Below are 21,962 nucleotides of genomic sequence, written 5' to 3'. Positions count from 1 at the left end.
TGGTTGTGACGCGGACGTGGCCTGAGCGTGCCGCGGCCCGTGGCGGGACGTCGGCCGGGCCGGTCACCGGCGCCGGCGCGCCCGGGGTCGGTGGACGGGATGCCGACGAACGGTCGCGACGAAACAGCCCGGTCAGCGACCGGAGAACGCCACGAGGCGGGCGGTGCCGCGCGGCCGCCGGACGGCCTGGACGCCGGAGTTCGGGCATCCCACGGAACATCGCACGGCGGCGCGAAACCGTCGCGGATGTCCGACGTGTGACCTCACGGTTGACGACGCTAGCAGCGCGACGCGCCGTTGTCTGCGCCCGCCGGCCCCCCGTTCGCCCCCCGTTCGCCCCCCGGTCGCATCGGTGAAACACACCTGCCCGGCGCACCCGTGATCCGGACGCCTGGGGGCGGGCGTGCGGTCGAGGCGGGTGACGGACGGGGGGTGGGAAGGGTGAGAGTAGACGAATGACTCGTCTCGTCCTCGGTCCCATCCAGCGCCACCCGGACGGCTCCGGTGTCACCGTCTGGGTGGAGACCGATGCCGCCTGCGAGATCCTGCTCGCCATCCCCTCGCAGGGCGGGGGCGAGACCGTCCACGACGCGGCGGGCGAGGCCCCCGTGGGACGGGTCGCGGGCCGCGCGTCGACGTTCGAGGTGGCCGGGCACCACTACGGCCTGGTCGTCGCCGAGGGGCTCGTGCCCGGGAAGCCGGTCCCGTACGAGGTGTGGCTGACGGGGACCACGCAGCCGGCGCCCGTGCGGGTCTGGCCCGAGCCCGGGGCGCCGCCGAGCCTGCTGCGGCCCGTCGGCGGCGACGCGCCGGTGCGGATCGTCTTCGGCTCGTGCCGCGTCACCGCGCCGCAGGAGCCGCCGTTCACCCTCAACGCCGACGACGACAGCCAGGGCCTGGGCACGGACGCCCTGCACGCCCTCGCGCTGGAGCTGCCCACGCGCGACCCCGCCAGCTGGCCGGGCGCCCTGCTGCTGCTCGGCGACCAGGTCTACGCCGACCACGTCTCCCCGCGGACCGCCGCGCGGATCCGGGGGCGACGCGACGTCGCCACCGCGCCGGGGGAGGAGATCGCCGACTTCGAGGAGTACACCTGGCTCTACCAGGAGGCCTGGTCGCAGCCGGAGATCCGCTGGCTGCTGTCCACGGTCCCCACGGCCATGATCTTCGACGACCACGACGTGCGCGACGACTGGAACATCTCCGCGGCGTGGCGCGCCCGGATCAGGACCGAGCCCTGGTGGGACGCGCGGATCACCGGCGGGATCATGGCCTACTGGCTGTACCAGCACCTGGGCAACCTGAGCCCGCGGGAGCGTGACCGGGACCCGGTCCACCGCGCCGTCGTCGCGGCCGGCACGCCGGGCCCGACCGGCCCGACGGGCACCGCCGGCCCCGGCCCGTCCGCGGAGGACCTGCTGCGCGCCTTCGCCCGGCGGTCGGACGCCGACGCCGACCGGCCCCGCCCCGACCAGGCGGACGTCGACGCCGACCGGGCGGTGCGGTGGAGTTTCCGCTGGGACCTGGGCCGCACCCGGCTGGTCGTGATCGATTCGCGGGCGACGCGGGTCGTCGCGGCGGACGGCACGCGGGCGATGGTCGACGCCGCCGAGTGGGCCTGGGTGCGCCGGCAGACCGAGCACACCGGCGAGGTCGACCACCTGCTGCTCGGCACGTCGGTGCCGTACCTGCTCAGCCCACTGATCCACAACGTCGAGGCGGCCAACGAGCAGATCGCGGCGGGTCGGTGGGGCCACCGCGCGGCCGCCGCGGCCGAGCGGCTGCGCCAGGCGCTGGACCTCGAACACTGGGCGGCGTTCGGCGCGTCCTTCGACGCGATGACGGAGCTGCTGCGCGCCGTCAGCGCCGGCGAGCACGGCCCCGCCCCGGCCAGCGTCGTCGTGCTGTCCGGCGACGTTCACCACGCCTACCTCGCCCGCGCGGACCTGTCGAAGGTCGGTCCGGCCAATCCGCGTAGTCCGGGCGGCGCGGGCGTGCCGGTCTGGCAGGCGGTCTGCTCGCCGTTCCGCAACCCGCTCGGCCCCGGGATCCGTCGGATCGACGCGTTGTCCCGCCGAGCCCCGTTCGCCGTCGCCTCGGGCGCGGTCGCGCGACTGGCCGGCGTGCCGCGGCGGGCGCTGCGCTGGAAGGTGACCGACGGCCCCTGGTTCGACAGCCAGCTCGCCGTGCTGGAGCTCGACGGCCGCGCCGCCCGGCTGACCGTGTCGAAGACCGAGCCGGACGGCACCCCCGGCGGCCTCGACCCCGTCCTCGTCGCCGACCTCACCCCCCGAGGCTGAGATCGACCCACTATCACTGACATCGACGGTCATCGCCAGGAGAATCAGGACCGCGTTTCAGTTGCCGCCAGGCATTTCAGAATAGTGGCAAAGTTTTGATATATGGAGCAGGAGCTGAAGGGGTTGAAGGTGACGGCTTTCGGCTTGGCTGTCAGGAGATTCTTCAAGAACTCGCCGTTCTTCAGGCCGAAGGTAGCTTTTCCCCAGTCGGCTGCGGACAGTCTCTCGCGTAGTCCGGCGGGATATCCGTTCCAGCCGACGAGGTCCGGGAAGCGCCACGTGTGATAGGCGTTCTCCGGCGGCTCGTCACCAGATCTTGCGGGACGGAAGCTGTGGGTTGACGCGCCGTCCTTGTGGTAAACAATCTTCGGATGGGTGCCGGTCCAGCGGATCGCGCTGGCCGGGTAGGTGTCGAATTCTCCATGTGCCGAGGTTGCGACATATTTCGCCTGGTTGTTCTGTACCCAGACGACGACGTGTTCCCAGTCGTGCCAGTGGCCGCCTCCGGCAAAGGTGAACTGGTCTTTTTCGAAGTAGAGCCCGTAGAGGATTGCGCACCAGCCATTGCTGCAGTAATGGCGGGAGTATCCGTTGGTGTTGTCGAGGTCACTGCGGTCGTGGCAGCTGCCACCGAGCGAGCCTGTTGGCTTGAGCCCGCTGTTCAGCACTCCGGTGGGGCCGATCGCAGGGGTGGGATAGCAGCCGTCGCTGTCATAGTCGTATGCCGGCTGGAAGGTCCGCTCGAAGCTGTCCGCATTGCCAGGCAGTCGCTGAGGCGGAGACGAGGTGGCCGCGCCGGCCGGTACCGCCGCGACGCCAAGCAGGGCGACCGTCAGGACCCCGGCGACAGCTATCAGCCTTGAAGCGGGACCGGACGTAGCGCGAAACCGACGGGGAGCCGCTGACCCCGCCTGGCCGAATGCGGTCGGAATCCGTTTCCGTGGTCGACGAGGCATTGCCGCGGCCCCCGCCTGTCTTCCGAGTCTTGTCAACTCTCACTCCTGGGTTCGTCGAGTGCCTGGTGGAGTCGGCGCAGCGGTTGATCGGCGTCAGAAGCGGACCTAGTCCTGCGCGAGGTTGCAGTCCGTCGTGGTCCCTCGGGTGCTCCGGTCCGTTGGTTCACCGCTGCGCGCAGTCGAGAGCGGCCCGGGAAAACTGGCCGCCAGGCATGGCCTCAGGTGCGACACTAGGTCCCGCCCAGCTAAAACGGAATGAGTAGAACTACGTAGCGATCGGGGATGCACGATGATCAGTCCTCGCAGGTACCACCAGGTTCTCGATCTTGCTCGCGAGCTCTACAGTCGCCATCCGGCGGAGATCGACTACGGGGTGATGGCGCAGGTCCTGCAGGACGTTCTGGAGTGCCCTGTGTGCGTATTCTCCGAGGTGGGTATGTCGAAAGATGGCGCGCTTGGTGTTGGCTGGCCGACAACTCGAATCGATGCATCCGAGATCACCGCGGTAACCTTGCGCAATATGCGACGGCACCCGCTGATCCGACACTACGTGAAAACCTCCGACCGTCGGCCGCTGACGGTGACGGATTGGATCTCCCTACGGGAATGGAAATCATCGGAGGCCGGCTCGGATATCTACGCCGCGGTCAACTTCTATGATCACATCGCGATCCCCCTGGACTCGCCTCCGGGTACGATGCGTTCTTTCGCCCTGGGGCGGGACGATGGCCCGTTCACGGACCAGGAGCGGGAGTTGATACTCGCTCTCCACCCGCTTCTGATCGCCATGGATGGCAAGGCGAGGCGACTCCAGCAGCAGAGGCCGACCCCACTGACAATCACCGAGGGAAGGATCATGCACCTGGTCCGGGATGGCTTGACCAGTCGTCAGATAGGCATCCGGCTGAATAGGTCGCACCGCACGGTGGAAAAGCACCTGGGGTCGATCTACGGCAAGCTCGGTGTTACCAACCGGATCGATGCCGTCAACGCCTTCACCGCGAAGGTGGCAACTGGAGAGGATCTGCCTGCAGGTCCCATCCCCTGATCGACCGTCTCCGAGACCCCTCGCAGCACCAGGGCGCGTACCCACTTTCGGTCATGGGGTGGTGGGTGGAAGGCGCCGTGACTGGTGCCGGTCGTGGTTGCGTTGGCAATTGCAGGAGGTTGGTGACGGTCTTCGCCGCCGCCGGCGCCCAAAACCTCCTGCATCTGCTGGCTGCGGGGTGACGGAGACGACCGTGACCGATGTTCGTATCTGTGCGTGATCGGTGGGGTGCGGGGAATGCTTCCGTACGAGCCTCAACTCCGGTAATCATGGTCTTCATGATCACGACGTGTTCCCGCATCCACGCTCGACGGGCCCGGATCTCGTGGCACAGACAGGCTGTCAGATCACAATCGGATACACGATCTAGGTGATGGCCAGTTCCGAGGCGAGGCCGGCGCGGGTGGCGAGTTCGACGGCGAGCTCGCGGGCCCGGGGCAGGATCGCCGGGAGGTCGGCGGTGAGGATGCGGGCGTCGGCGACGATCCGTTCGCCGTCGACCCAGACCCCGGCGATGTCCCGGGTGCCCGCGCAGTACACGACGGCCTGGTAGGGGTCGTGCACGAACGCCATCGACGGGCTCGCCTCGGCGAACAGCACCAGGTCGGCGGCCTTGCCCACGTCCAGGCTGCCGACGGTGTCGTCGAGGCCGAGGGCGCGGGCGCCGCCGAGGGTCGCCATCCGCAGCACCGCCGGCGCGGTCAGGACGTCGGCCTGCTGGTGGTGCACCTTCTGTAGCAGCGCCGCGGCCTTGACGGTCTCGAGCATGTTCTGGCTGTCGTTGCTGGCCGCGCCGTCCACCCCGAGGCCGACGGGCACCGCGTCCCGCAGCAGCCGTGGCACCTGGCACACCCCGCTGGCCAGGATCATGTTCGACACCGGGCAGTGCGCCACCGCGACCGCATGCCGGCGCAGCAGCGCGACGTCGTCGTCGGAGAGCCAGACGCAGTGCGCGGCGACCGTCTGCGCGTCGAGCAGGCCGAGGCGGGCGGCGACCTCGATGGAGCTGGCCCCGCGGCTCGTGCGCGACGCCGTCACCTCCTCCCGGACCTCGTGCAGGTGGACGTGCAGCCGGTCCGTCTCGGCCAGCAGCGACCGGGTGGCCGCGAGCAGCGCGTCGCTGCTGGCCGGGATGGTGGCCAGGCCCACCCGGAACCGGGTGCGCCGCGAGGCCGCCGCGGCCTGCGCCAGCGCGTGATGTTCGGCGACGATCGCGTCGATCGAGCGGTCGTGCGGGACGTCCGCCGGGCCGAACGAGACGTCCCCGCGCACCCCGACGACGTCGAGTGCGTCGACGATCCCGGGGGTGACCGGCGAGCGGCCCGGCGCGGAGCAGAACATGTCGCCGACCGTCGTCACCCCCGACAGGGCCATCTCGGTCGCCTTCAGCACGGTGCCCACGAAGGCCATCTCGCGGGTCAGGTGCGCCTCGATCGGCTCGACCACGTGGACGAACCACTCCCACAGCGTGTGGGTCTCCCCGATGCCGGTGACCAGGCCCTCCGAGAAGTGCCCGTGGCAGCTCACGAAGCCGGGGGTGATGATCCCGCCGCCGTCGCCGAGGACCGGCAGGCCCGGGAACCGCGCCGCGATCGCGGCGTACCCGTCCACCGCGGCGATGCGCCCGTCGACCACCGCGACAGCGCCGTCGCGCACATGGCCGGCCGCGCCCATGGTCAGCACATGCCGGGCCCGGAGCACGAAACTCGCCGGACTCCCGGCGCTCGTCGGATCGGCCGTGGTGGCGGTGGTGGCGGTGGTGGCGGCCGTGGTGGTGATGGCGGTGGTGGCCGCGGTGGCGGTGGTGCCGTGGACGCCGGGAGCGGGTGCGGCGACGGCGGCGGGATCGGTCACCTAAGTCCAATGCTCTTGTCGATGTACTGGTTGGTGAACAGGTTGGCGGGGGTGAGGCCGCTGCGCACCGGCTTCTTCTGGCCGGCGTAGATCGGGGTCAGAATCTGGATCATCCGCGCGACACGGCTCTGCTCCATGTCGCCGATCGTCGCGTTCGAGCCGTTGGAGACCAGCGCGCGGTCCTTCATCGTCTGGACGGCGAACGCGGCGAGCCCCGGCGAGTAGTTCCACACCGACGCCTTGTCCGCCTTGACCGCCCTGATGATGAGCCCGTTCGCCGCCTGCGGGTGGGCGAGGAAGTCGACCTGTGAGCGCTGGACGATCGGGACCAGCTTCTTCAGGCACGGGGCGAGCTTCGCCTCGTCGCCCGTACGGACCGACAGCGCCTGGCCGTACACCGGGTAGCCGGTGTCGTTGACGAGCTGGAGGTCGACGTCGTAGCTGTGCCCGTCACCGAGCTCGTTCTTGTAGATGTAGGGCTCCGAGGTGGCGAAGCCGGCCTCGGCGACCTTGCCGTCCTCGGCGACCCAGCGTGACGGCGAGCCGTCGTAGCTGCCGTCGACCTGGCCCCGGCGCAGGATGCCGGCGCCGAGCAGGTACTGCATGTAGGCGTCGGTCTCGTAGTACAGGACCTTGGTGTCGGTCTGGCCGATGTCGACCAGCGTCGTGAAGTTCGGGTGCTTGCTCTTGTCCCACATGATCATTCCTGGGCTGACCTCGAACGGCGCGAACACCGCTCTGGTCGGCTGGGAGGCCGAGTTCTGGATGGCCTCGTCCGTGGAGACGATCCCCAGGTTGATCGACTTGTCCAGGTACATCTGGGCGCTGACCTGCTCGGAGCCGATGGCCGGGCCGCCGAACCGGACCTCGATGTTCACCCCGGTGTCCTTGCCGCCGGAGACGAGGGAGCCGGTGATCCGCTTCTTGCCGGTGTCGACCTTCGCGTCCGGCCCGAGCAGGTTGTACAGGAATCCGTACTCGGATTCGGCGAACCAGTCGGTCTGGACCACGACGGTGGCGGGGCAGGCGCCGGTCAGGTCGAGTGCGCCGCCGGACGCGACGGCCGGCGCCGCGGAGGTGGACCCCCCGCCGGGGGATCCGGCGGCGGACCCCCCGCCGGAGTCCCCGCTGCACGCCGACAGGGTCAGGGCGAGCGCCGTGCCGAAGGCGACGGCGGCTCCTCGTCGGAAACGTCCCATGGTGCTCCCTCTCGTGAAGACCCCGGGGCCGTGGAACCTCCGCGGCCCGGGTGTGACACAGCCCCGCGGGCCGGCCGGCGCCACCGTGAGCGGTGGGCGCGGCCACCCGCGGCCGTCAGGGGGTCTCGGCGCCGTACCAGCGGCCGGTGACCAGCCGGCTCAGCCAGCCGAAGAACGTGAACACGACGACGCCCAGCAGCGAGGCGAGGAGGACCGCGCCGAAGAGCTGTTGGGAGAGCAGCCGCGCCCGGTAGAGATCGATCAGGACGCCGATGCCCGGCCTGCCCTGCTTGAAGAAGAAGTCGCCGACGACCGCCCCCACGACGGACAGCCCGGCGGAGACCTGGAATCCGGCGAACGTCGCCGGCATCGCGGCCGGCAGCTGCAACGACACCAGTCGGCGCCAGCGGGGGATCCGGTGCAGCCGGAACAGGTCGAGCATGCCCTGGTCGACCGACTGCAGGCCGAACAGCGTGCTGCTGATCACCGGGAACAGGGCGATGAGGACGCAGACGATCACTCGGCTGAGGAAGCCGTAGTCGAACCAGAAGCCGATCAGCGGTACCAGCGCCAGGGTGGGGATGGTCTGCAGGATCACCGCGTACGGGTACACCGACTTCTCGATCCACCGGGCCTGGCTCATCGCGATCGCCACGGCCATCCCCAGCACGATCGACACCCCGAGGCCGATGAGCGCCACCGACGTCGACAGCCACAGCGCCCGCAGCAGCTGCGCGAGGTTGTCGCCGTCGAGGAAGGCGACGCGCACGACCGAGTCGGGACTCGGCAGCAGGAACCGGCGGTCGGGGTCGAGGACCACGAGGCTGACGAAGTACCAGACGCCGATGAGGATCGCGAACAGGACGAGCGGGGCGAGGCGGTCGCGCCAGCTCGCCCGCGGCCGCCCGGTGCGCAACGCCCGGTTCGCGGCACGGACCAGGGCCGTCATCCGGCCCGCGCCGCGCCGCCCGCCGGGTGCGGGCACGGGTCCGCCTCCCTGCCCGGGCCTCGCACGCCCGCCCACGCCCCCCGGCACGCTCACCCGGCCTCCCCGTCGCGCAGGCGGCGCGAGACCGCGGCGGTCAACCGGGTGAAGTCCTCCCGGAAGCGCAGCTCCGCCGGACGCGGGTAGCCGAACGGGACGGCGAACTCGGCCACCACCCGCCCCGGGCGCGGCGACATCACCAGGACCCGGGTCGAGAGGAACACCGCCTCCGCGACGGAGTGGGTGACGAACAGGGCGGCGCCGAAGCGGCGCAGCTCGAACAGCCGCAGCAGCTCGCCGCCGAGGCGCTCCCGGGAGATCTCGTCGAGGGCGCCGAACGGCTCGTCCAGCAGGAACAGGTCGGGGGAGAGCACCAGCGAGCGGGCCAGCGACACCCGCATCCGCATCCCGCCGGACAGCGAGCGGGGCCGGTGCCGCTCGAACCCGCCGAGCCCCACCAGGTCGATGACCTCGGCGGCCCGCGGCCGGTACTCGGCGCGGGGCACCCCGGTCAGCTCGGCCAGGGTCTCCACGTTGCGCCGCACGCTGCGCCAGGGCAGCAGGGTCGGGTCCTGGAAGACGTAGCTGATCCGGCCGGTCGCCGGCGACACGGCGCCGGCGGTGGCCGTGGTCAGCCCGGACGCCAGCCGCAGCAGGGTGCTCTTGCCGCAGCCGGAGGCGCCGACGATGCTCACGAACTCGCCGTCACGAACCGCCAGATCGACCGGGGCGAGGGCCTGGGTGCCGTCCGGGTAGCGCTTCTCGACGCCGGTGAACGTCACCAGCGTCGGCGGGGGGCCGTCCGCCGGTGCGTTCCCCTCCCCGGCCTGCCCGGCCTGCCCGGTTTGAACGGTCTGTCCGACGGTGCCGGCCTCCCCGACAGCGCCGGCCTCGCACGATTCGTTGCCGTATGTCCAAATGGGATGGCGCATGACCCGTGGGCCTAACCGTTCCGTGCTCCGGTGGATGCCGCCCGTGTTCCCGATCCGGCCGAGGACGGGGCGGTGGCTGGGGCGGCGCTTCCCGGCGGCGGCCAATTGACCGAAGTTGTGGCCAGGTCGCGTGGATAGACGGTGGCGAAGCTCCCGTCGGTGTCCTGTTCGACGGCCGTTGCGGAAAGAGTGTTCTGGTGGGTTCCGTCGAAACGGACGCCGTTCCACGGCATGATGGTCGCGGACCCCGGGAGGTCGATCGCGACAAGCGCGGAGCGTATCCGTTCCCGGGCCGAACTGCCCGCGTCCTCGATTGCCCGGGCATAGATTGTCACCGCGGTGAAGGCGGTCGCCGCCTCGGCCGTCATCGCCACCCCGAAGTCGTGCTGATAACGTTCGGTGACGGCCGCGGCGAGCGGGTTGGCGCGGGTGATGGGTAGTGACCACGAGACCTGCCTGCTCACCCGGCCCGCGAACCCGGGTATTGCGGCGAGCCGGGCGGCCTCCGCGGGGGCGCCGTAAACGACGACGGCGGGCGGCGTATACCCGCTGGTCCGGAACGCGTTTCCGAGCCTTTCCCCGGCGCCGGCGGCCGTGGCCAGCAGGACGACGTCGGGCGCCGCGGCCTGGATGGCCCCCACCGCGGCGGCGGGATCGGCGTCGCCTGGTTCGTAGGGCGCGCTTGCCACGATCTGGTACCCGGCCTCCTCCCCGTACTCGGCGATGATCGAGTTCAGGTCGGTGCCGGTCGCGTCGTTGCTGTACAGCACGGCCACCCGTCTACGCTCCTGACCAGGCAGTTCGGCGTTTCGTAGCAGAGACAGGAAGGCGCCGCCGTAGTCGGCGGCGTCGGGTCCGGCACGGAAGAACCAACTCAGCCCGCGCTCGGTGAGGGCCGTGTTCGCGGCGTCGCCGCTGAGGAACGGCGTCTGCAGCCGTTCGGCCCGCTGGCTGGCGTCCAGAGTGGCCTCGGCGCCGAACGCTCCGACGATGCCGGCCACGCCGTCGCCGTTCACCAGTGTTGACGCACCGTCCGCCGCGCGTTGGCGATCGCTTTTCGTGTCCAACGTCACAATCGATAGTCGGGCGTGACCGGTGGGTCCCCAGATTCGCCCGGGCGAGTATCCGGACCAGCCTTCTCCGGTGTTGATGAGCCGGCTGGCGAGTTCCGCTCCCCGTTGGGCGTCGCGGCCGGCTTCCGTGTTCCCGCCCGTCAACGGGGCGAGAAGGCCGATCTTGACCTCGCCGGAAACCACCGGCGGCCCGGGATTGTCGCCACCGCCGCAGCCCGCGAGTGCGGCGAGGCAGAGCAGCGCGACACCCGCCGCGCCCGCCCTTCGAAAACCGTGGATCATCACGCTCCCCGTGCGCCCGGCTGGAGTGAGGAGTGAAAGCTACTGCGACCGCGACGACACTAGTGGTTTGACGCCGGTCAGTCGCAGCGGGGTTGGCTCATCCCGGACGATTGCCCGCCCGTTCGTCAAGTGACCCCGCTGGCAGTCGCGTCCGGTGCGCAAATAGCCTTTTGGTTCGTCAACCGCGGCGATGCCGAGGCGTCGCGCGGTCGGGTGCGCTGGGCCCCGTGCGGCGGTGGCGCTCACCAGGCGCCGCCCGGGGTTCCGGGGCCGGGATTCGGGCGTTCGAGAGGCGGAGAGGTACGGGGCGCGTGATCGAGCCAGAAAGGGGCGGGACGTGACGGGCGAGCCGCCGGACACCGCCCGAGGGGTCCCCGACGGGGGTCGGGATCTCGGCGCGAGGCAGGGCCGCGGTGGAGGTCGGGGCCGCGGCGCCGGTCGGGGCCTCGACGGGGGTCGGGGCCCGGCTCGCTCCACGCCGCCGCCGGTCGCCTCCGGCGGTCCGGGGACGGGTGGCCGACGCGCCCGGCCGCGCCGGCGCCGGCGGATGAGCCTGCGCGACCTGCCCGTACGCGGGAAGCTCTTCGCCGCGCTGGCCGTGCCCACGGCGGCGTTCCTGGCGCTCGGGATCCTCGCGGGCGCGACCTGGCTGTCCAACGCCGCCAGCTACGGCCGCGACGTGACCGCGGCGAGGCTCGGCCGCGACGTCACGGCGACGGTGCACGAGCTCCAGCTGGAACGTGACCTCGCGGTCGGGTTCATCAGCAGCGGCCGCGGTGCGAACCCGCAGACCTCGCTCACCGGTCGGCTCGACGGCCAGCAGCGGGCTGTCGACGCGGCCATGGGCAGGCTCCGCGGCACCCTGCGCACCTCCGTCGGCGATCTCGGCACCGGCACCGGGCGGGTGGCCGACCGGGCCGAGGGCGACCTCGCCGGCCTGCCCGCGCTGCGCCGGTCCGTGCAGACCGGCGGCCTGTCCACGGACGCGATCTTCCGTCAGTACTCGACCACGATCACCGACCTGCTCGGCCTCGACGACCGCATCGGGCAGGACCGCGACGACGAGGACCTGCGGTACGCCGCGACCGTCCTCAACGACGTGTCGGCGCTGAAGGAGATCGACTCCGAGATCCGCGGCGAGCTGTTCGCCACGAGCTTCGCGCAGCGATTCGCCTTCGGCGCCTCCGACCGGCTCGCCGGGCTGATCGCCCAGGAGCAGGCGGCGCAGGACGGCTTCCGCGCCGCCGCCCGCCCCGACGACCGCGCCCGCTTCGACCAGATCGTCAACGGTCAGGCGGTGCTGACGGTCAAGCGCATCTCCGAACGGGCCGTCCAGCGTCAGCGGCTGACCGACCTCGACATCGATCCCGAGCAGTGGTTCGCGGCCAGCACGACCCACATCGAGCTGCTGCGCACCGTCGAGTCCGAGCTGCTCGACAACGTCAGCCACTCGGCCGGGCACCTGCGTTCCGACGCCTGGCGGCGCACCGCCATGATCGGTGCGCTTCTTCTCGTGATCACCGTCGGCGCGATCGTGTGGACGTTGCTGATCGCGCGGACGATGACGGTCCCGCTGCGTCGCCTGCGCAGCGGCGCCCTCGACGTCGCCCAGGTGCGCCTGCCGCACCTGATCTCCGAGCTGCAGTCGGCGAACCCGGAGCAGGTCGACACGACGATCCGGTCGATCGGGATCGACTCCCGCGACGAGATCGGCGAGGTCGCGCGGACCTTCGACGAACTGCAGCGGGAGGCGGTGCGCCTCGCCGCGGAGCAGGCGAGCCTGCGCCGCAACGTCAACAGCCTGTTCCTCAGCCTCTCCCGGCGCAGCCAGAGCCTCATCGAGCGGCAGATCGCCCTCATCGATCGGCTGGAGGCCGCCGAGGAGAACCCGCTGCAGCTCGAGAACCTGTTCCGGCTCGACCATCTCGCGACGCGGATGCGCCGCAACAGCGAGAACCTGCTGGTCCTCGCCGGCACCGGGCCGGGGCGGCGCCGCGCCGGGCCGGTGCCTCTCGGTGACGTGCTGCAGGCCGCCCTCGGCGAGATCGAGCAGTACGAGCGGATCCAGATCGTCGACGTGCCGGACGCGCGGATCGCCGCCGACTCCGTCAACCACGTCGTCCACCTGGTGGCCGAACTGCTGGAGAACGCCGCGCAGTTCTCGCCGCCGTACCTGTCCGTCGACCTCGCGGCCGCCCTCGACGACGGCGGGGTGCTCATCACCATCGACGACGGCGGGCTCGGGATGTCCGAGCGCGAGCTCGCCGCGGTCAACCAGCGTCTCGCCGACCCGCCCCTGTTCGACTTCTCCATCGCCCAGCGCCTGGGCCTGTTCGTCGTCGCCCGCCTGGCCGACCGCCACGACATCGAGGTGCGGCTGAGCCGCTCGGACGCCGGCGGGGTGCGGGCCTGCGTGCGGCTGCCCGCGGCGCTTCTCGTGGCACCCGGCTCCACCCCCGCCGCCCGCCCGCCCGCGCCGGTGCGGCGCGGGCAGCTACCCGGGGCGGCGACACCCGGGGCGGCGATACCCGGGTCGGCGCCGTCCGGGTTGGCGCTGTCCAGCGCGGAGCTGACCCGTACCGGCCTGCCCGGTGCGCCGGCGGCACCGCTCGCCGACCTCCCGCCGGTCGCGGCCCGGCGCAGTCCCGTCGCCGCGCCGGCGTCTCACCCGGGCGTCCCGCTGATCGACGCCACGATGACCGACGGCTCCGCCGAGCCGCTGCCGCGGCGCGCTGTCCGCACCGACGGCGACGGCCACGGCACCACCTTCGGTGGCCCGTCCTCCCTCGGCGACGTGTCCTCGCACGGCGACTTGTCTTCGCTCCGTGCTGGCCCCGGCTTCGGTCACGTCTCCGCGTCCGGCGAGCAGCCCGCGTCCGGCGAGCAGCCCGCGTCCGGCGAGCAGCCCGCGCCCGGCGAGCAGCCCGCGTCGGATGGCTTCGCGCCGTACACGCCGACCGGCGAATGGTTCCGGCCACGGGGCGTCGATCTCACCGACGACGACCTCGACGACCTCGCCGATCCCGCGGACCCCGCCGATCCCGCGGACCCTGTGGATCTCGCGGACCCTGTGGATCTCGCCGACCGCGACGGCGTCGACCGACCCACCGGCAGCTCGAAGGCGAGCCCTGCCGCACCATCCCCGGCCCCGGCCCCGGCCGCAGCCGCGGCCGGGGAGGCGGCGGGGCTGCCCTCGATCGCCCAGGCCGTCGCCGCGCTCGACCGGCGACGCGCACGGGCCGCTCGCCGCGCACGTGCCGACGCGGCGCAGCCCGACCCGGGCGCCGCCGAGGACGCGACGCCCGCGGTCGAGCCGATCCGGGCGACCGCCGTCGCCCCCGCCGACGTGCCCGCCGCGGCGGAGCCCACCGTTTCGTCCAGCACCGTTTCGTCCAGCACCGTTTCGTCCAGCACCGATTCGTCCACCACGGACACCTCCGACGTGGACGTCGACCTCGCCGTGCCCCCCACCCTCCTGTCGGCCTTCCCGGCCCCGGCACACCATCCGGCCTGGGCCGTGGCCGCAGCGCCCGCACCCTCGGCGGCGACGGCGACGGCGGCGGCCGCGACGTCGGCCGCGGGATCGCCCTTCGCCGGGGTGTGGGCGCAGCTCGCCGTTGCCCCCGGGGTGCAGCCGCCGCCCTTCGGTGAGTCGGCTGAGCCGTTCAACTGGTTCGTCCGGGACGAGCTTGCCGTGGCGCCCGGCCAGGCGATCCCGCCCGCTGCCCGGGTGGACGGAGTCGAGCGGTGGGCCTCCCAGCCGTTCGCCGCGCCCCGTGCGTTCGACGCAGCCGGGCCGCATGCCGGCTCCGAGCCGCTGGCCGGCTCGGCCGTGGCCGCCGATCCGTTCGCGGAACCCGGACCGGTGGCGGTGCCTGGACGGGTGGCGGAGCCCGGACCGGTGGCGGTGCCTGGACGGGTGGTGGTGCCTGGACCGGTCGCGGCGTCAGAGTCGGACGCGACGCCGGCCCCGAATCGGGGGCGGTTCCCCGTCGCGACACCCGAGCAGGCCGCCGGGACGGGGCCGTTCGCCGCGTCGAAGCCCGGGCCGTCGTCGCCTGGGTCGTCGCCTGGGTCGTCGTCTCGCCGTGCCGGGACAGGATCCGGTGCGGGGTCGGTCGCCGGGCCGCGGCGGACGACCACAGCGTCCGGGCTGCCGATCCGCACCCCGAAGACCGTGCCCATCCCCGGGCGGATCCCGCTCGGTCCGCCGACCGAGCAGGCCGGCGGCGGGACCGGTCCGAGCGTGTTCCTCGGCTCCGCCTCCCCGTCGTCGACGACGCCGGACCCGGGCTTCGCACCCGAGCGGATCCGCGGGCGGCTGAGCAGGCTCTACGAAGGCGTCCACCACGCCCGGGGAACCAGACCCGCCGCCGTCGAGGACGACGAAGGAGGCGGCTGAGCACAGCCGAAGCCCCATCCGAACGAACCCCGACCCCGATTCCCCTGCCCCCGATTCCCCTGCCCCCGAACCCGCAGCCTGGAGGACAGCCGTGACCGACGCGGAGCCGGACAACCCCTCACTCGACTGGCTTGTCAACAACTTCGTCGACTTCGTGCCCGGAGTGGCGAACGCGATCGTCGCGTCCTCGGACGGTCACCTGCTCGCGGTGTGCAGCGGCTTCCCCCGCGAGCGGGCGGTGCAGCTCGGTTCCATCGCCTCGGGACTGTTCAGCCTGACGTTGGCGGCCGCGGACTTCGTCGAGGGCGGTTCGGTGACCCAGACGGTTGTCGAGATGGTGCAGGGGTCGTTGCTGCTCATGGCCGTCGGTGAGGGCTCCTGTCTGGCGGTGCTCGCCACGAGTACCTGCGACATCGGGTTGGTCGGGTACGAGATGACGGTGCTCGTCGCCCGCACCCGGGAGGCGCTGACCCCGGCGCGGCGGGCCGACGCGCGCGAGAGCGTCTGACGCCGACCGTCCGTCGATGACAGCCATGGCCTCGGGAAAGGCGGTGAACGGATGAACGGGGACGCGGTGGAGCCGTCGGGGGAACTCGTCCGGCCGTACACGGCGACCCGCGGCCGGGCGCGGCCGTCCCGCCTGCTGGCGCTCGAGGCCATGGTGACCACGACGCCGTTCGGCCGGGCGCGGCTGCCCGCGCTGCTGCTGGAACAGAAGTCGATCGTCGCGATGTGCGTGCAGCCGCAGTCGGTGATCGAGATCGCTGCGGCGCTGCGCCTACCGGTGGGTGTCGTCCGGGTCCTCGTCGCCGACGCGGCGGCCGACCGCCTCGTCGACATCTCCCAGCTCACGATGCCCACCGGCGCGCCCGAGCTGGCGCTGCTCGACCGCGTCCTGACAAACCTTCGCCGACTCTAGTATTAGTGCCGTACTAGCCGAAAGCAGCCGATGTCGAACCGTCGGGACGCCAGTGGGCCCGGGCAGACGGAGGCAGACGCATTCAAACCCGGCGCCGCGGATCCTCGCGTCTCAGCCGTGCGGTGTGGCAACGGCCGTGTTCGAGGAGTCCGACTCGCCGGTGCTGTTGCTTCCGGTGATGCGGAATTCGTAGGTGTGGCCGTCGGTCAGTTGTTCGGCGGTGTAGCAGGTGCCGGTGATCGGGTATGGCATGCGGGCCCAGCCCTGGCCGGCGGTCGTGTCGCGGTAGTAGAGGGTGTGGGCGTCGGCGCCTGACGACGCGGTCCAGCACAGTCGCGCGGTGCCGTTCCCCGGCGTCGCCGTCAGGCCGGTTGGTGGGGACGGCGGCGGGGACGTGGCCACCGGGATGGCCCTGGCGACGGGGGACGGCGCGGACTCGCCGGTGCTGTTGCTTCCGGTGATGCGGAATTCGTAGGTGTGGCCGTCGGTCAGTTGTTCGGCGGTGTAGCAGGTGCCGGTGATCGGGTATGGCATGCGGGCCCAGCCCTGGCCGGCGGTCGTGTCGCGGTAGTAGAGGGTGTGGGCGTCGGCGCCTGACGACGCGGTCCAGCACAGTCGCGCGGTGCCGTTCCCCGGCGTCGCCGTCAGGCCGGTTGGTGGGGACGGCGGCGGGGACGTGGCCACCGGGATGGCCCTGGCGACGGGGGACGGCGCGGACTCGCCGGTGCTGTTGCTTCCGGTGATGCGGAATTCGTAGGTGTGGCCGTCGGTCAGTTGTTCGGCGGTGTAGCAGGTGCCGGTGATCGGGTATGGCATGCGGGCCCAGCCCTGGCCGGCGGTCGTGTCGCGGTAGTAGAGGGTGTGGGCGTCGGCGCCTGACGACGCGGTCCAGCACAGCCTTACCATGCCCTGTCCGCCGGTGGCGGTGAGGCGCGACGGTGCCACGGGTACCGAGGCGGTCGGCGGAGCCTGGGACGGCGAGGGCGTGGCCGAGTGGGACGACGACGGTGTGGTGGACGGTGCGAAGTGTTGCATGACGCTCGTCCGGGACCCGGCCGGCTTGCTGGCGGCTCCTCCTGCGCGGTCGGACCCGGCCATGCCGCCGGCCGCTGCCCACAGCCCGGTCGCGGCGGTGATGGCCAGCAACGTCAGGCCGGTCAGCCACGGCCGAATGCCCGGGCCGAGCACCGCCGCCAAGGTCCGCGCGCCGTTTCGTAGCCAGGACCTGCACTCGCGCAACGTCCGGCCAGCGAGGTTCGGTGCGCCCGGTGATCTGCCTGTTCCCACCGCGCCCCCTTCCCTGAACCGGTGAAAGCGAGAACGCGCACCTCGGGGAACCCTAGCATCACGGATCTGTTGTTTGCATCGCCACTGGGCCGACCGCTGCTTTCCGCTGATGCTCGCCTATAGTGGAAAGCTCTGCCAGGGCTGCCGAGCACCGTGGTGAAGGGAAGGCGTGTGACCGCAGGTATCGGCGATACCGTCGACCGCAGGGTGGCTGGGCGGTATCGGCTCGTCGCGCAACTCGGCGCCGGTGCCTACGGAACGGTCTGGCAGGCATTCGATGAGATTCTCGGTGTCACCGTGGCGGCCAAGGAGGTGCGCCTGTCTCCGGCTGCTTCCCGTGAAAACACGGCGCGCATACTGGCCAGGGTCGAGCGGGAGGCGAGGATGGTCGCGAAACTTCGCGACCATCCGAACGTCGTCACCGTGCTGGACGTGGTTCGGCACGAGGGCCTGCCCTGGATAATCATGGAGTTCGTTCCGTCCGTCTCACTGGCGGAGGCGATCCGCCTACGCGGCGCATTACCGCCCGGCGAGGCCGCCCGGATCGGGGTCGCGGTGCTGGCCGCGCTCGTCGCCGCCCACCAGGCAGGGATCACCCATCGAGACGTCAAACCTGCGAACATTCTGGTCGACGAGGGCGGTCGCGTGGTGCTGGTCGATTTCGGGGTCGCCGTCCATGCCTCCGAACCGACCATCACGGAGGGGCCGATCGGGACGCTGGCCTACATGGCGCCGGAACAGTTCGCGGGTACCCGGATGCTGCCGGCGAGTGACCTTTTCTCACTGGGGGCGACCCTCTACTACGCGGTCGAGGGATTCTCAGCGTTCTCCCGCTCGACCGAAGCCGCTACGATCCAGGCTGTTCTCGCCGAACATCCCCGCCTCGTGCGGGCTCCCGAACCGCTGGCCAGCGCCATCCTGGGATTTCTGAACAAGGATCCGGAGCGCCGCCTGACCGACGATGCGGGGTTGGCGGCCCTGCGGGCCGCGGAAACCGAACTCCGGCAGTCGCCGCAGGAGTCCGACGCCGCGTCGACAACCGACGGCCCGTCGACACCCCGCGCGTCCGCAGCACCGGACGGCGCCGTCCGTGCGCAGGTGGAAAAGCCGGCGACCGACGCGACGGGCATCGTGGTGCACGACCGGCCGGGGGAGCCGTGGGTGGCTCGGCCGGTGCAGCCGGACTCGGTCGAGGCGACGGGGTCGATCCGGTATCGCGAGGCTCCGCTGCGCCGGGCCGTCGGCGGCGCTCTCTCGGCCGGAGCGCTCGCGGCAGCCGTCATCCCCTGGATCCTCGGACCGGCCATCGGTCTTCCCGCCTGGGCCTACGTACCGGCCGTCCTCTGGTCCAGTTTCTTCGGATGTTGGGCCGCCGCCTTTGTCTGTCTTCTCTGCCGACCCGACGTGCTCGTGCTCGACGAGACGTCGTTGCGGTACCGCCGTGGGGCCGAGGAACACGTCCTACCCCACCAGCAGGTCAGCGGCGTCCGCGTCCACGCCGGCCGCATCGAGGTCGTCCTGTCGGATCCGACCGGCGCGGCGCGCTATCGGGGTCGCTCGGAGCCGCCGCAGATCGACGACGCGGGCGTGCTGCTCTTCTGCAGAGTTGAGGATCTGTCCGGCGTGTCCGACGACACGATCCTCGCCGCATTGCGGAGATTCGGCTACGACTCCGTCGTCTGAACCTCGTGCCGGTGCCGGTGCCGGTGCCGGTGCGGTGCCGGGCTGGACAGGACTCGTCGACTACGTGACGCTACTGGGTGTGCCTGGATCGTTGCCTGCTGTCGCGCGAGGGGACTCGGTGATCCGCCGCCTCGCTCCCCGTCTGGTCGGCAGCCCGCCCGTGCGCGCCGTACTCGCCCACGGTCCGTTCGCCGCCGGCATCATCGACCGGTTCGTCGCCGGCCCTACGGATGCCGACGCCGTCGCCGCGACCGCGCGGCTTGCCGATCTCGGCCTGCGGGCGTCGGTGGACCTGCTCGGCGAGGGGGTGACCCGGCCGGACGATGCGCTCGCCACGGTCCTGGCCTACCTGCGCCTGCTCGACCTGGCCGACCGGGCGGGCATCGCCGCGGGGCTCGACGTGTCGGTCAAGCTGTCCGCCCTCGGCCAGGCCGTGCCGCGCGACGGACGCAAGCTGTCCTACGAGAACGCCGCGGAAGTCTGCGCCCGGGCGGCGGCGGTGAACGCCACCGTCACCGTTGACATGGAGGACCACACCACCACCGATGCGACGCTGGACACGGTGGTCGAGCTGCGCCGGGACTTCCCCTCGGTCGGCGCGGTGCTGCAGGCCCAGCTCCTGCGCACCGAGGGCGACTGCCGCGACCTGGCCCGGGCCGGTTCGCGGGTGCGGCTGTGCAAGGGGGCCTACCGGGAGCCGGCCGACATCGTGCACCGCGGCCGGCCGTCCGTCCGCGCCGCCTACGCGCGTTGCCTGGGCATCCTGCTCGCCGGGCCGGGATACCCGATGATCGCCACCCATGACCCGGCGCTGATCGGCGTGGCCGGTCGGCTGGCCGCCGAGCTGCGGCGGGCGCCGACGACGTACGAGTACCAGCTCCTGCACGGGGTGCGGCCGGGCGAGCAGCGGCGGCTCGCGGCGGGTGGGGCGACGGTGCGGGTGTACCTGCCGTACGGGCCGGACAGCGTGCCCTACCTGACGCGGCGGCTCGTGGAGAAGCCCGCCAACCTGCTGCTGGCCGTGCGGGCGCTGGGTGGCCGGCACGGTTGCTGAAGGCCGCGCCCGGCCGGGCATGGTTCGTGAGGCCCGCGTCCGGCCGGGCACCGTTCACAGGCCCGTGCACGGCAGGCGCGGGGAGGGAGGAGGGGCAGCCGTGGCGGCAGGAGTGGTCGCAGGGTCGGTGCCCGTGGCCGACAACGAACCGGTCCGCACCTATGCCCCCGGCTCGGCGCAGCGCGCCGGGCTACGCCGGGCCCTGCTCCGGCTGGGTGGTGACCACCTCGACCTGACCAACACCATCGGAGGGCACAGCCGCCCGGGTGGCGGGGCGCCGCGTGACGTCGTCCAGCCGCACGCGTACCGCCGGGTGCTCGGCACGCTGCGGGAGAGCACCCACGCCGACGCGGCCGCCGCCGTCGCCGCGGCGAAACTGGCCGCGGGGCCCTGGCGCGACCTGGGCTTCACCGGCCGGGCCGCGGTGTTCCTGCGCGCCGCCGACGCGCTCGCCGGCCCCTGGCGCGACACCCTGAACGCCGCCACCATGCTCGGCCAGTCGAAGACCTGCCAGCAGGCCGAGATCGACGCCGCCTGCGAGCTGATCGACTTCTGGCGGTTCAACGTGATGTTCGCCGCCGAACTGCACGAGGCCCAGCCGCGCAGCGCCGCCGGCGAGTGGAACCGGCTCGACCTGCGTCCGCTGGAGGGGTTCGTCTACGCGGTCACGCCGTTCAACTTCACCGCCATCGCCGGGAACCTGCCGACCGCGCCCGCGCTCATGGGCAACACCGTCGTCTGGAAACCGGCGCCGACCCAGGCGCTCGCCGCGCACTTCCTCATGCGGCTGCTGGAGGCGGCCGGCCTGCCGCCCGGGGTCATCAACCTCGTCGGCGGCTCGGGGGAGCCGGTCAGCGACGTCGTGTTCTCCGACCCCGACCTCGCCGGCGTGCACTTCACCGGCTCCGCCGCCGTGTTCACCCGGCTGTGGCGGGCCGTCGCGGACAACCTCGACGGCTACCGGTCCTACCCGCGGATCGTGGGGGAGACCGGCGGCAAGGACTTCGTCGTCGCGCATCCCTCGGCCGACGTCGACGTGCTGCGCACGGCGCTGGTCCGCGGTGCGTTCGAGTACAGCGGGCAGAAGTGCTCGGCGGCGTCGCGGGCGTACGTGCCGGCGAGCCTGTGGCGGCGGATGGACGCCGAGCTCGCTGCGGCCACCGAGGCCCTGTCCGTCGGCGACGTCAACGACTTCGACCACTTCACCGGCGCCGTCATCGACGCCCGGGCCTACACCCGGCTCGCCGCCGCCTGCACCCGCGCCGCCAGCGACGCCACCGTCACCGTGCTCGCGGGTGCCCAGTGCGACGACGCGGTCGGCTGGTTCGTGCGCCCGACGATCCTCGTCGGCACCGACCCCGGCCGGGAGTGGTTCACCCGCGAGCTGTTCGGCCCGATCCTGTCGGTCCACGTCTACGACGACTCCCGGCCGGGCGCCTGGGACGACGTCCTGCACCTGGTCGACGCCACGTCCCCCTACGCGCTGACCGGCGCGGTCATCGCCACCGACCGCGCCGCGATCGCCCGCGCCGAGGACGTGCTGCGCTTCGCCGCCGGCAACTTCTACATCAACGACAAACCGACCGGGGCGGTCGTCGGGCGCCAGCCGTTCGGCGGGGCGCGCCGCTCCGGGACCGACGACAAGGCCGGCTCCGCCCAGAACCTCCTGCGCTGGGTCAGCTCCCGGGTGGTCAAGGAGAACCTGTGCCCGCCGGTCGTGCACGATCACCCGCACATGGGCGGCGGCGGTGTCGCCTCGGGTCTCGTGGCGACGGCCCGGGCGGCCGGCCGCGTGGCGGCGGCGGGTGGGGCGGGTGCTGGTGGGGCGGGTACTGGCGGTGGTGGCGGCGTGGGCCGCGCTCCCGGCTCGGACGGCTCGGACGGCTCGGACGGTGCGGATCCGCCTGCTGACACGCGCGGCGGCTGTCCATGAGCAAACGTTAGTGAACAAAACGACAACTGCCGGAAACCTGATGAACGTAGGGACA

Annotated in this window: 15 protein-coding genes; 8 read left to right on the top strand and 7 right to left on the bottom strand. The window is 72.1% G+C overall.

Features of this window, described 5'->3' with window-relative positions:
- The first annotated feature begins 455 nt into the window (after positions 1 to 455).
- On the top strand, positions 456 to 2,300 hold the full coding sequence (locus FRAAL_RS19060) for an alkaline phosphatase D family protein (protein WP_011605483.1): 1,845 nt from the start codon (positions 456 to 458) through the stop codon (positions 2,298 to 2,300).
- Between the two features lie 44 nt (positions 2,301 to 2,344).
- Here FRAAL_RS19060 and FRAAL_RS31895 read toward each other — a convergent pair whose 3' ends face one another.
- Positions 2,345 to 3,256: an NPP1 family protein gene (locus tag FRAAL_RS31895; RefSeq protein ID WP_083866849.1), complete on the bottom strand. Its 912-nt coding sequence runs from the start codon at positions 3,254 to 3,256 to the stop codon at positions 2,345 to 2,347.
- Between the two features lie 289 nt (positions 3,257 to 3,545).
- Here FRAAL_RS31895 and FRAAL_RS19050 point away from each other — a divergent pair, with 289 nt between their 5' ends.
- On the top strand, positions 3,546 to 4,304 hold the full coding sequence (locus FRAAL_RS19050) for a helix-turn-helix transcriptional regulator (protein ID WP_011605481.1): 759 nt from the start codon (positions 3,546 to 3,548) through the stop codon (positions 4,302 to 4,304).
- A 366-nt stretch (positions 4,305 to 4,670) separates the two neighbouring features.
- On the opposite strand, the gene FRAAL_RS19045 is transcribed toward FRAAL_RS19050, so the two are convergent.
- From FRAAL_RS19045 to FRAAL_RS19025, 5 genes are all read right to left on the bottom strand, one after another.
- Positions 4,671 to 6,158: an amidohydrolase family protein gene (locus FRAAL_RS19045; RefSeq protein ID WP_050997178.1), complete on the bottom strand. Its 1,488-nt coding sequence runs from the start codon at positions 6,156 to 6,158 to the stop codon at positions 4,671 to 4,673.
- Positions 6,155 to 7,357: a hypothetical protein gene (locus FRAAL_RS19040; protein ID WP_011605479.1), complete on the bottom strand. Its 1,203-nt coding sequence runs from the start codon at positions 7,355 to 7,357 to the stop codon at positions 6,155 to 6,157. Before FRAAL_RS19040 ends, FRAAL_RS19045 begins: the two co-directional genes overlap by 4 nt.
- 115 nt (positions 7,358 to 7,472) lie before the next feature.
- Positions 7,473 to 8,306: an ABC transporter permease gene (locus tag FRAAL_RS19035; protein WP_011605478.1), complete on the bottom strand. Its 834-nt coding sequence runs from the start codon at positions 8,304 to 8,306 to the stop codon at positions 7,473 to 7,475.
- Between the two features lie 89 nt (positions 8,307 to 8,395).
- Positions 8,396 to 9,274 (bottom strand): ABC transporter ATP-binding protein, encoded by an 879-nt coding sequence (locus tag FRAAL_RS19030; RefSeq protein ID WP_157734301.1) that lies wholly within the window; start codon positions 9,272 to 9,274, stop codon positions 8,396 to 8,398.
- An 11-nt stretch (positions 9,275 to 9,285) separates the two neighbouring features.
- Positions 9,286 to 10,629, bottom strand: a complete 1,344-nt coding sequence (locus FRAAL_RS19025) for an ABC transporter substrate-binding protein (RefSeq protein WP_041939487.1) — start codon at positions 10,627 to 10,629, stop codon at positions 9,286 to 9,288.
- A 547-nt stretch (positions 10,630 to 11,176) separates the two neighbouring features.
- On the opposite strand from FRAAL_RS19025, the gene FRAAL_RS34290 reads away from it, so the two are divergent.
- The 3 genes from FRAAL_RS34290 to FRAAL_RS19010 all read left to right on the top strand — a co-directional run bounded on the left by FRAAL_RS34290 (position 11,177) and on the right by FRAAL_RS19010 (position 15,950).
- The gene (locus FRAAL_RS34290) at positions 11,177 to 15,031 is read left to right on the top strand and encodes a sensor histidine kinase (protein ID WP_011605475.1); all 3,855 of its coding nucleotides are present in this window, start codon (positions 11,177 to 11,179) and stop codon (positions 15,029 to 15,031) included.
- Positions 15,032 to 15,122: 91 nt separating this feature from the next.
- Entirely contained in the window at positions 15,123 to 15,539 is a 417-nt protein-coding gene (locus FRAAL_RS19015; RefSeq protein WP_011605474.1) for a roadblock/LC7 domain-containing protein, read from the top strand.
- A gap of 51 nt (positions 15,540 to 15,590) precedes the next feature.
- Entirely contained in the window at positions 15,591 to 15,950 is a 360-nt protein-coding gene (locus FRAAL_RS19010) for a DUF742 domain-containing protein (protein WP_011605473.1), read from the top strand.
- Positions 15,951 to 16,061: 111 nt separating this feature from the next.
- Here the strand turns inward: FRAAL_RS19010 and FRAAL_RS30595 are convergent, their stop codons facing one another.
- Positions 16,062 to 17,138 (bottom strand): fibronectin type III domain-containing protein, encoded by a 1,077-nt coding sequence (locus FRAAL_RS30595; protein ID WP_011605472.1) that lies wholly within the window; start codon positions 17,136 to 17,138, stop codon positions 16,062 to 16,064.
- Between the two features lie 270 nt (positions 17,139 to 17,408).
- On the opposite strand from FRAAL_RS30595, the gene FRAAL_RS19000 reads away from it, so the two are divergent.
- The 3 genes from FRAAL_RS19000 to pruA all read left to right on the top strand — a co-directional run bounded on the left by FRAAL_RS19000 (position 17,409) and on the right by pruA (position 21,907).
- Positions 17,409 to 18,920, top strand: a complete 1,512-nt coding sequence (locus FRAAL_RS19000) for a serine/threonine-protein kinase (RefSeq protein ID WP_157892146.1) — start codon at positions 17,409 to 17,411, stop codon at positions 18,918 to 18,920.
- A gap of 160 nt (positions 18,921 to 19,080) precedes the next feature.
- Positions 19,081 to 19,974: a proline dehydrogenase family protein gene (locus tag FRAAL_RS18995; RefSeq protein WP_011605470.1), complete on the top strand. Its 894-nt coding sequence runs from the start codon at positions 19,081 to 19,083 to the stop codon at positions 19,972 to 19,974.
- Between the two features lie 100 nt (positions 19,975 to 20,074).
- Positions 20,075 to 21,907, top strand: coding sequence for an L-glutamate gamma-semialdehyde dehydrogenase (gene pruA, locus FRAAL_RS18990; protein WP_041939485.1), 1,833 nt, complete (start codon positions 20,075 to 20,077; stop codon positions 21,905 to 21,907).
- Positions 21,908 to 21,962: the final 55 nt, after the last annotated feature.

The organism is Frankia alni ACN14a, assembly GCF_000058485.1.
In the GTDB taxonomy this organism is placed as follows: Bacteria; Actinomycetota; Actinomycetes; order Frankiales; family Frankiaceae; genus Frankia; species Frankia alni.
Note: the sequence above shows the minus strand (reverse complement) of the source record. Positions and strands in the feature narration are given on the sequence as shown.

Coding starts and splice junctions, on each gene's coding strand:
- FRAAL_RS19035 (WP_011605478.1), bottom strand. CDS start 8,306: ATGACGGCCCTGGTCCGTGCCGCGAACCGGGCGTTGCGCACCGGGCGG.
- FRAAL_RS19025 (WP_041939487.1), bottom strand. CDS start 10,629: ATGATCCACGGTTTTCGAAGGGCGGGCGCGGCGGGTGTCGCGCTGCTC.
- FRAAL_RS19030 (WP_157734301.1), bottom strand. CDS start 9,274: ATGCGCCATCCCATTTGGACATACGGCAACGAATCGTGCGAGGCCGGC.
- FRAAL_RS34290 (WP_011605475.1), top strand. CDS start 11,177: ATGAGCCTGCGCGACCTGCCCGTACGCGGGAAGCTCTTCGCCGCGCTG.
- FRAAL_RS31895 (WP_083866849.1), bottom strand. CDS start 3,256: ATGCCTCGTCGACCACGGAAACGGATTCCGACCGCATTCGGCCAGGCG.
- FRAAL_RS19050 (WP_011605481.1), top strand. CDS start 3,546: ATGATCAGTCCTCGCAGGTACCACCAGGTTCTCGATCTTGCTCGCGAG.
- FRAAL_RS19040 (WP_011605479.1), bottom strand. CDS start 7,357: ATGGGACGTTTCCGACGAGGAGCCGCCGTCGCCTTCGGCACGGCGCTC.
- FRAAL_RS19060 (WP_011605483.1), top strand. CDS start 456: ATGACTCGTCTCGTCCTCGGTCCCATCCAGCGCCACCCGGACGGCTCC.
- FRAAL_RS19010 (WP_011605473.1), top strand. CDS start 15,591: ATGAACGGGGACGCGGTGGAGCCGTCGGGGGAACTCGTCCGGCCGTAC.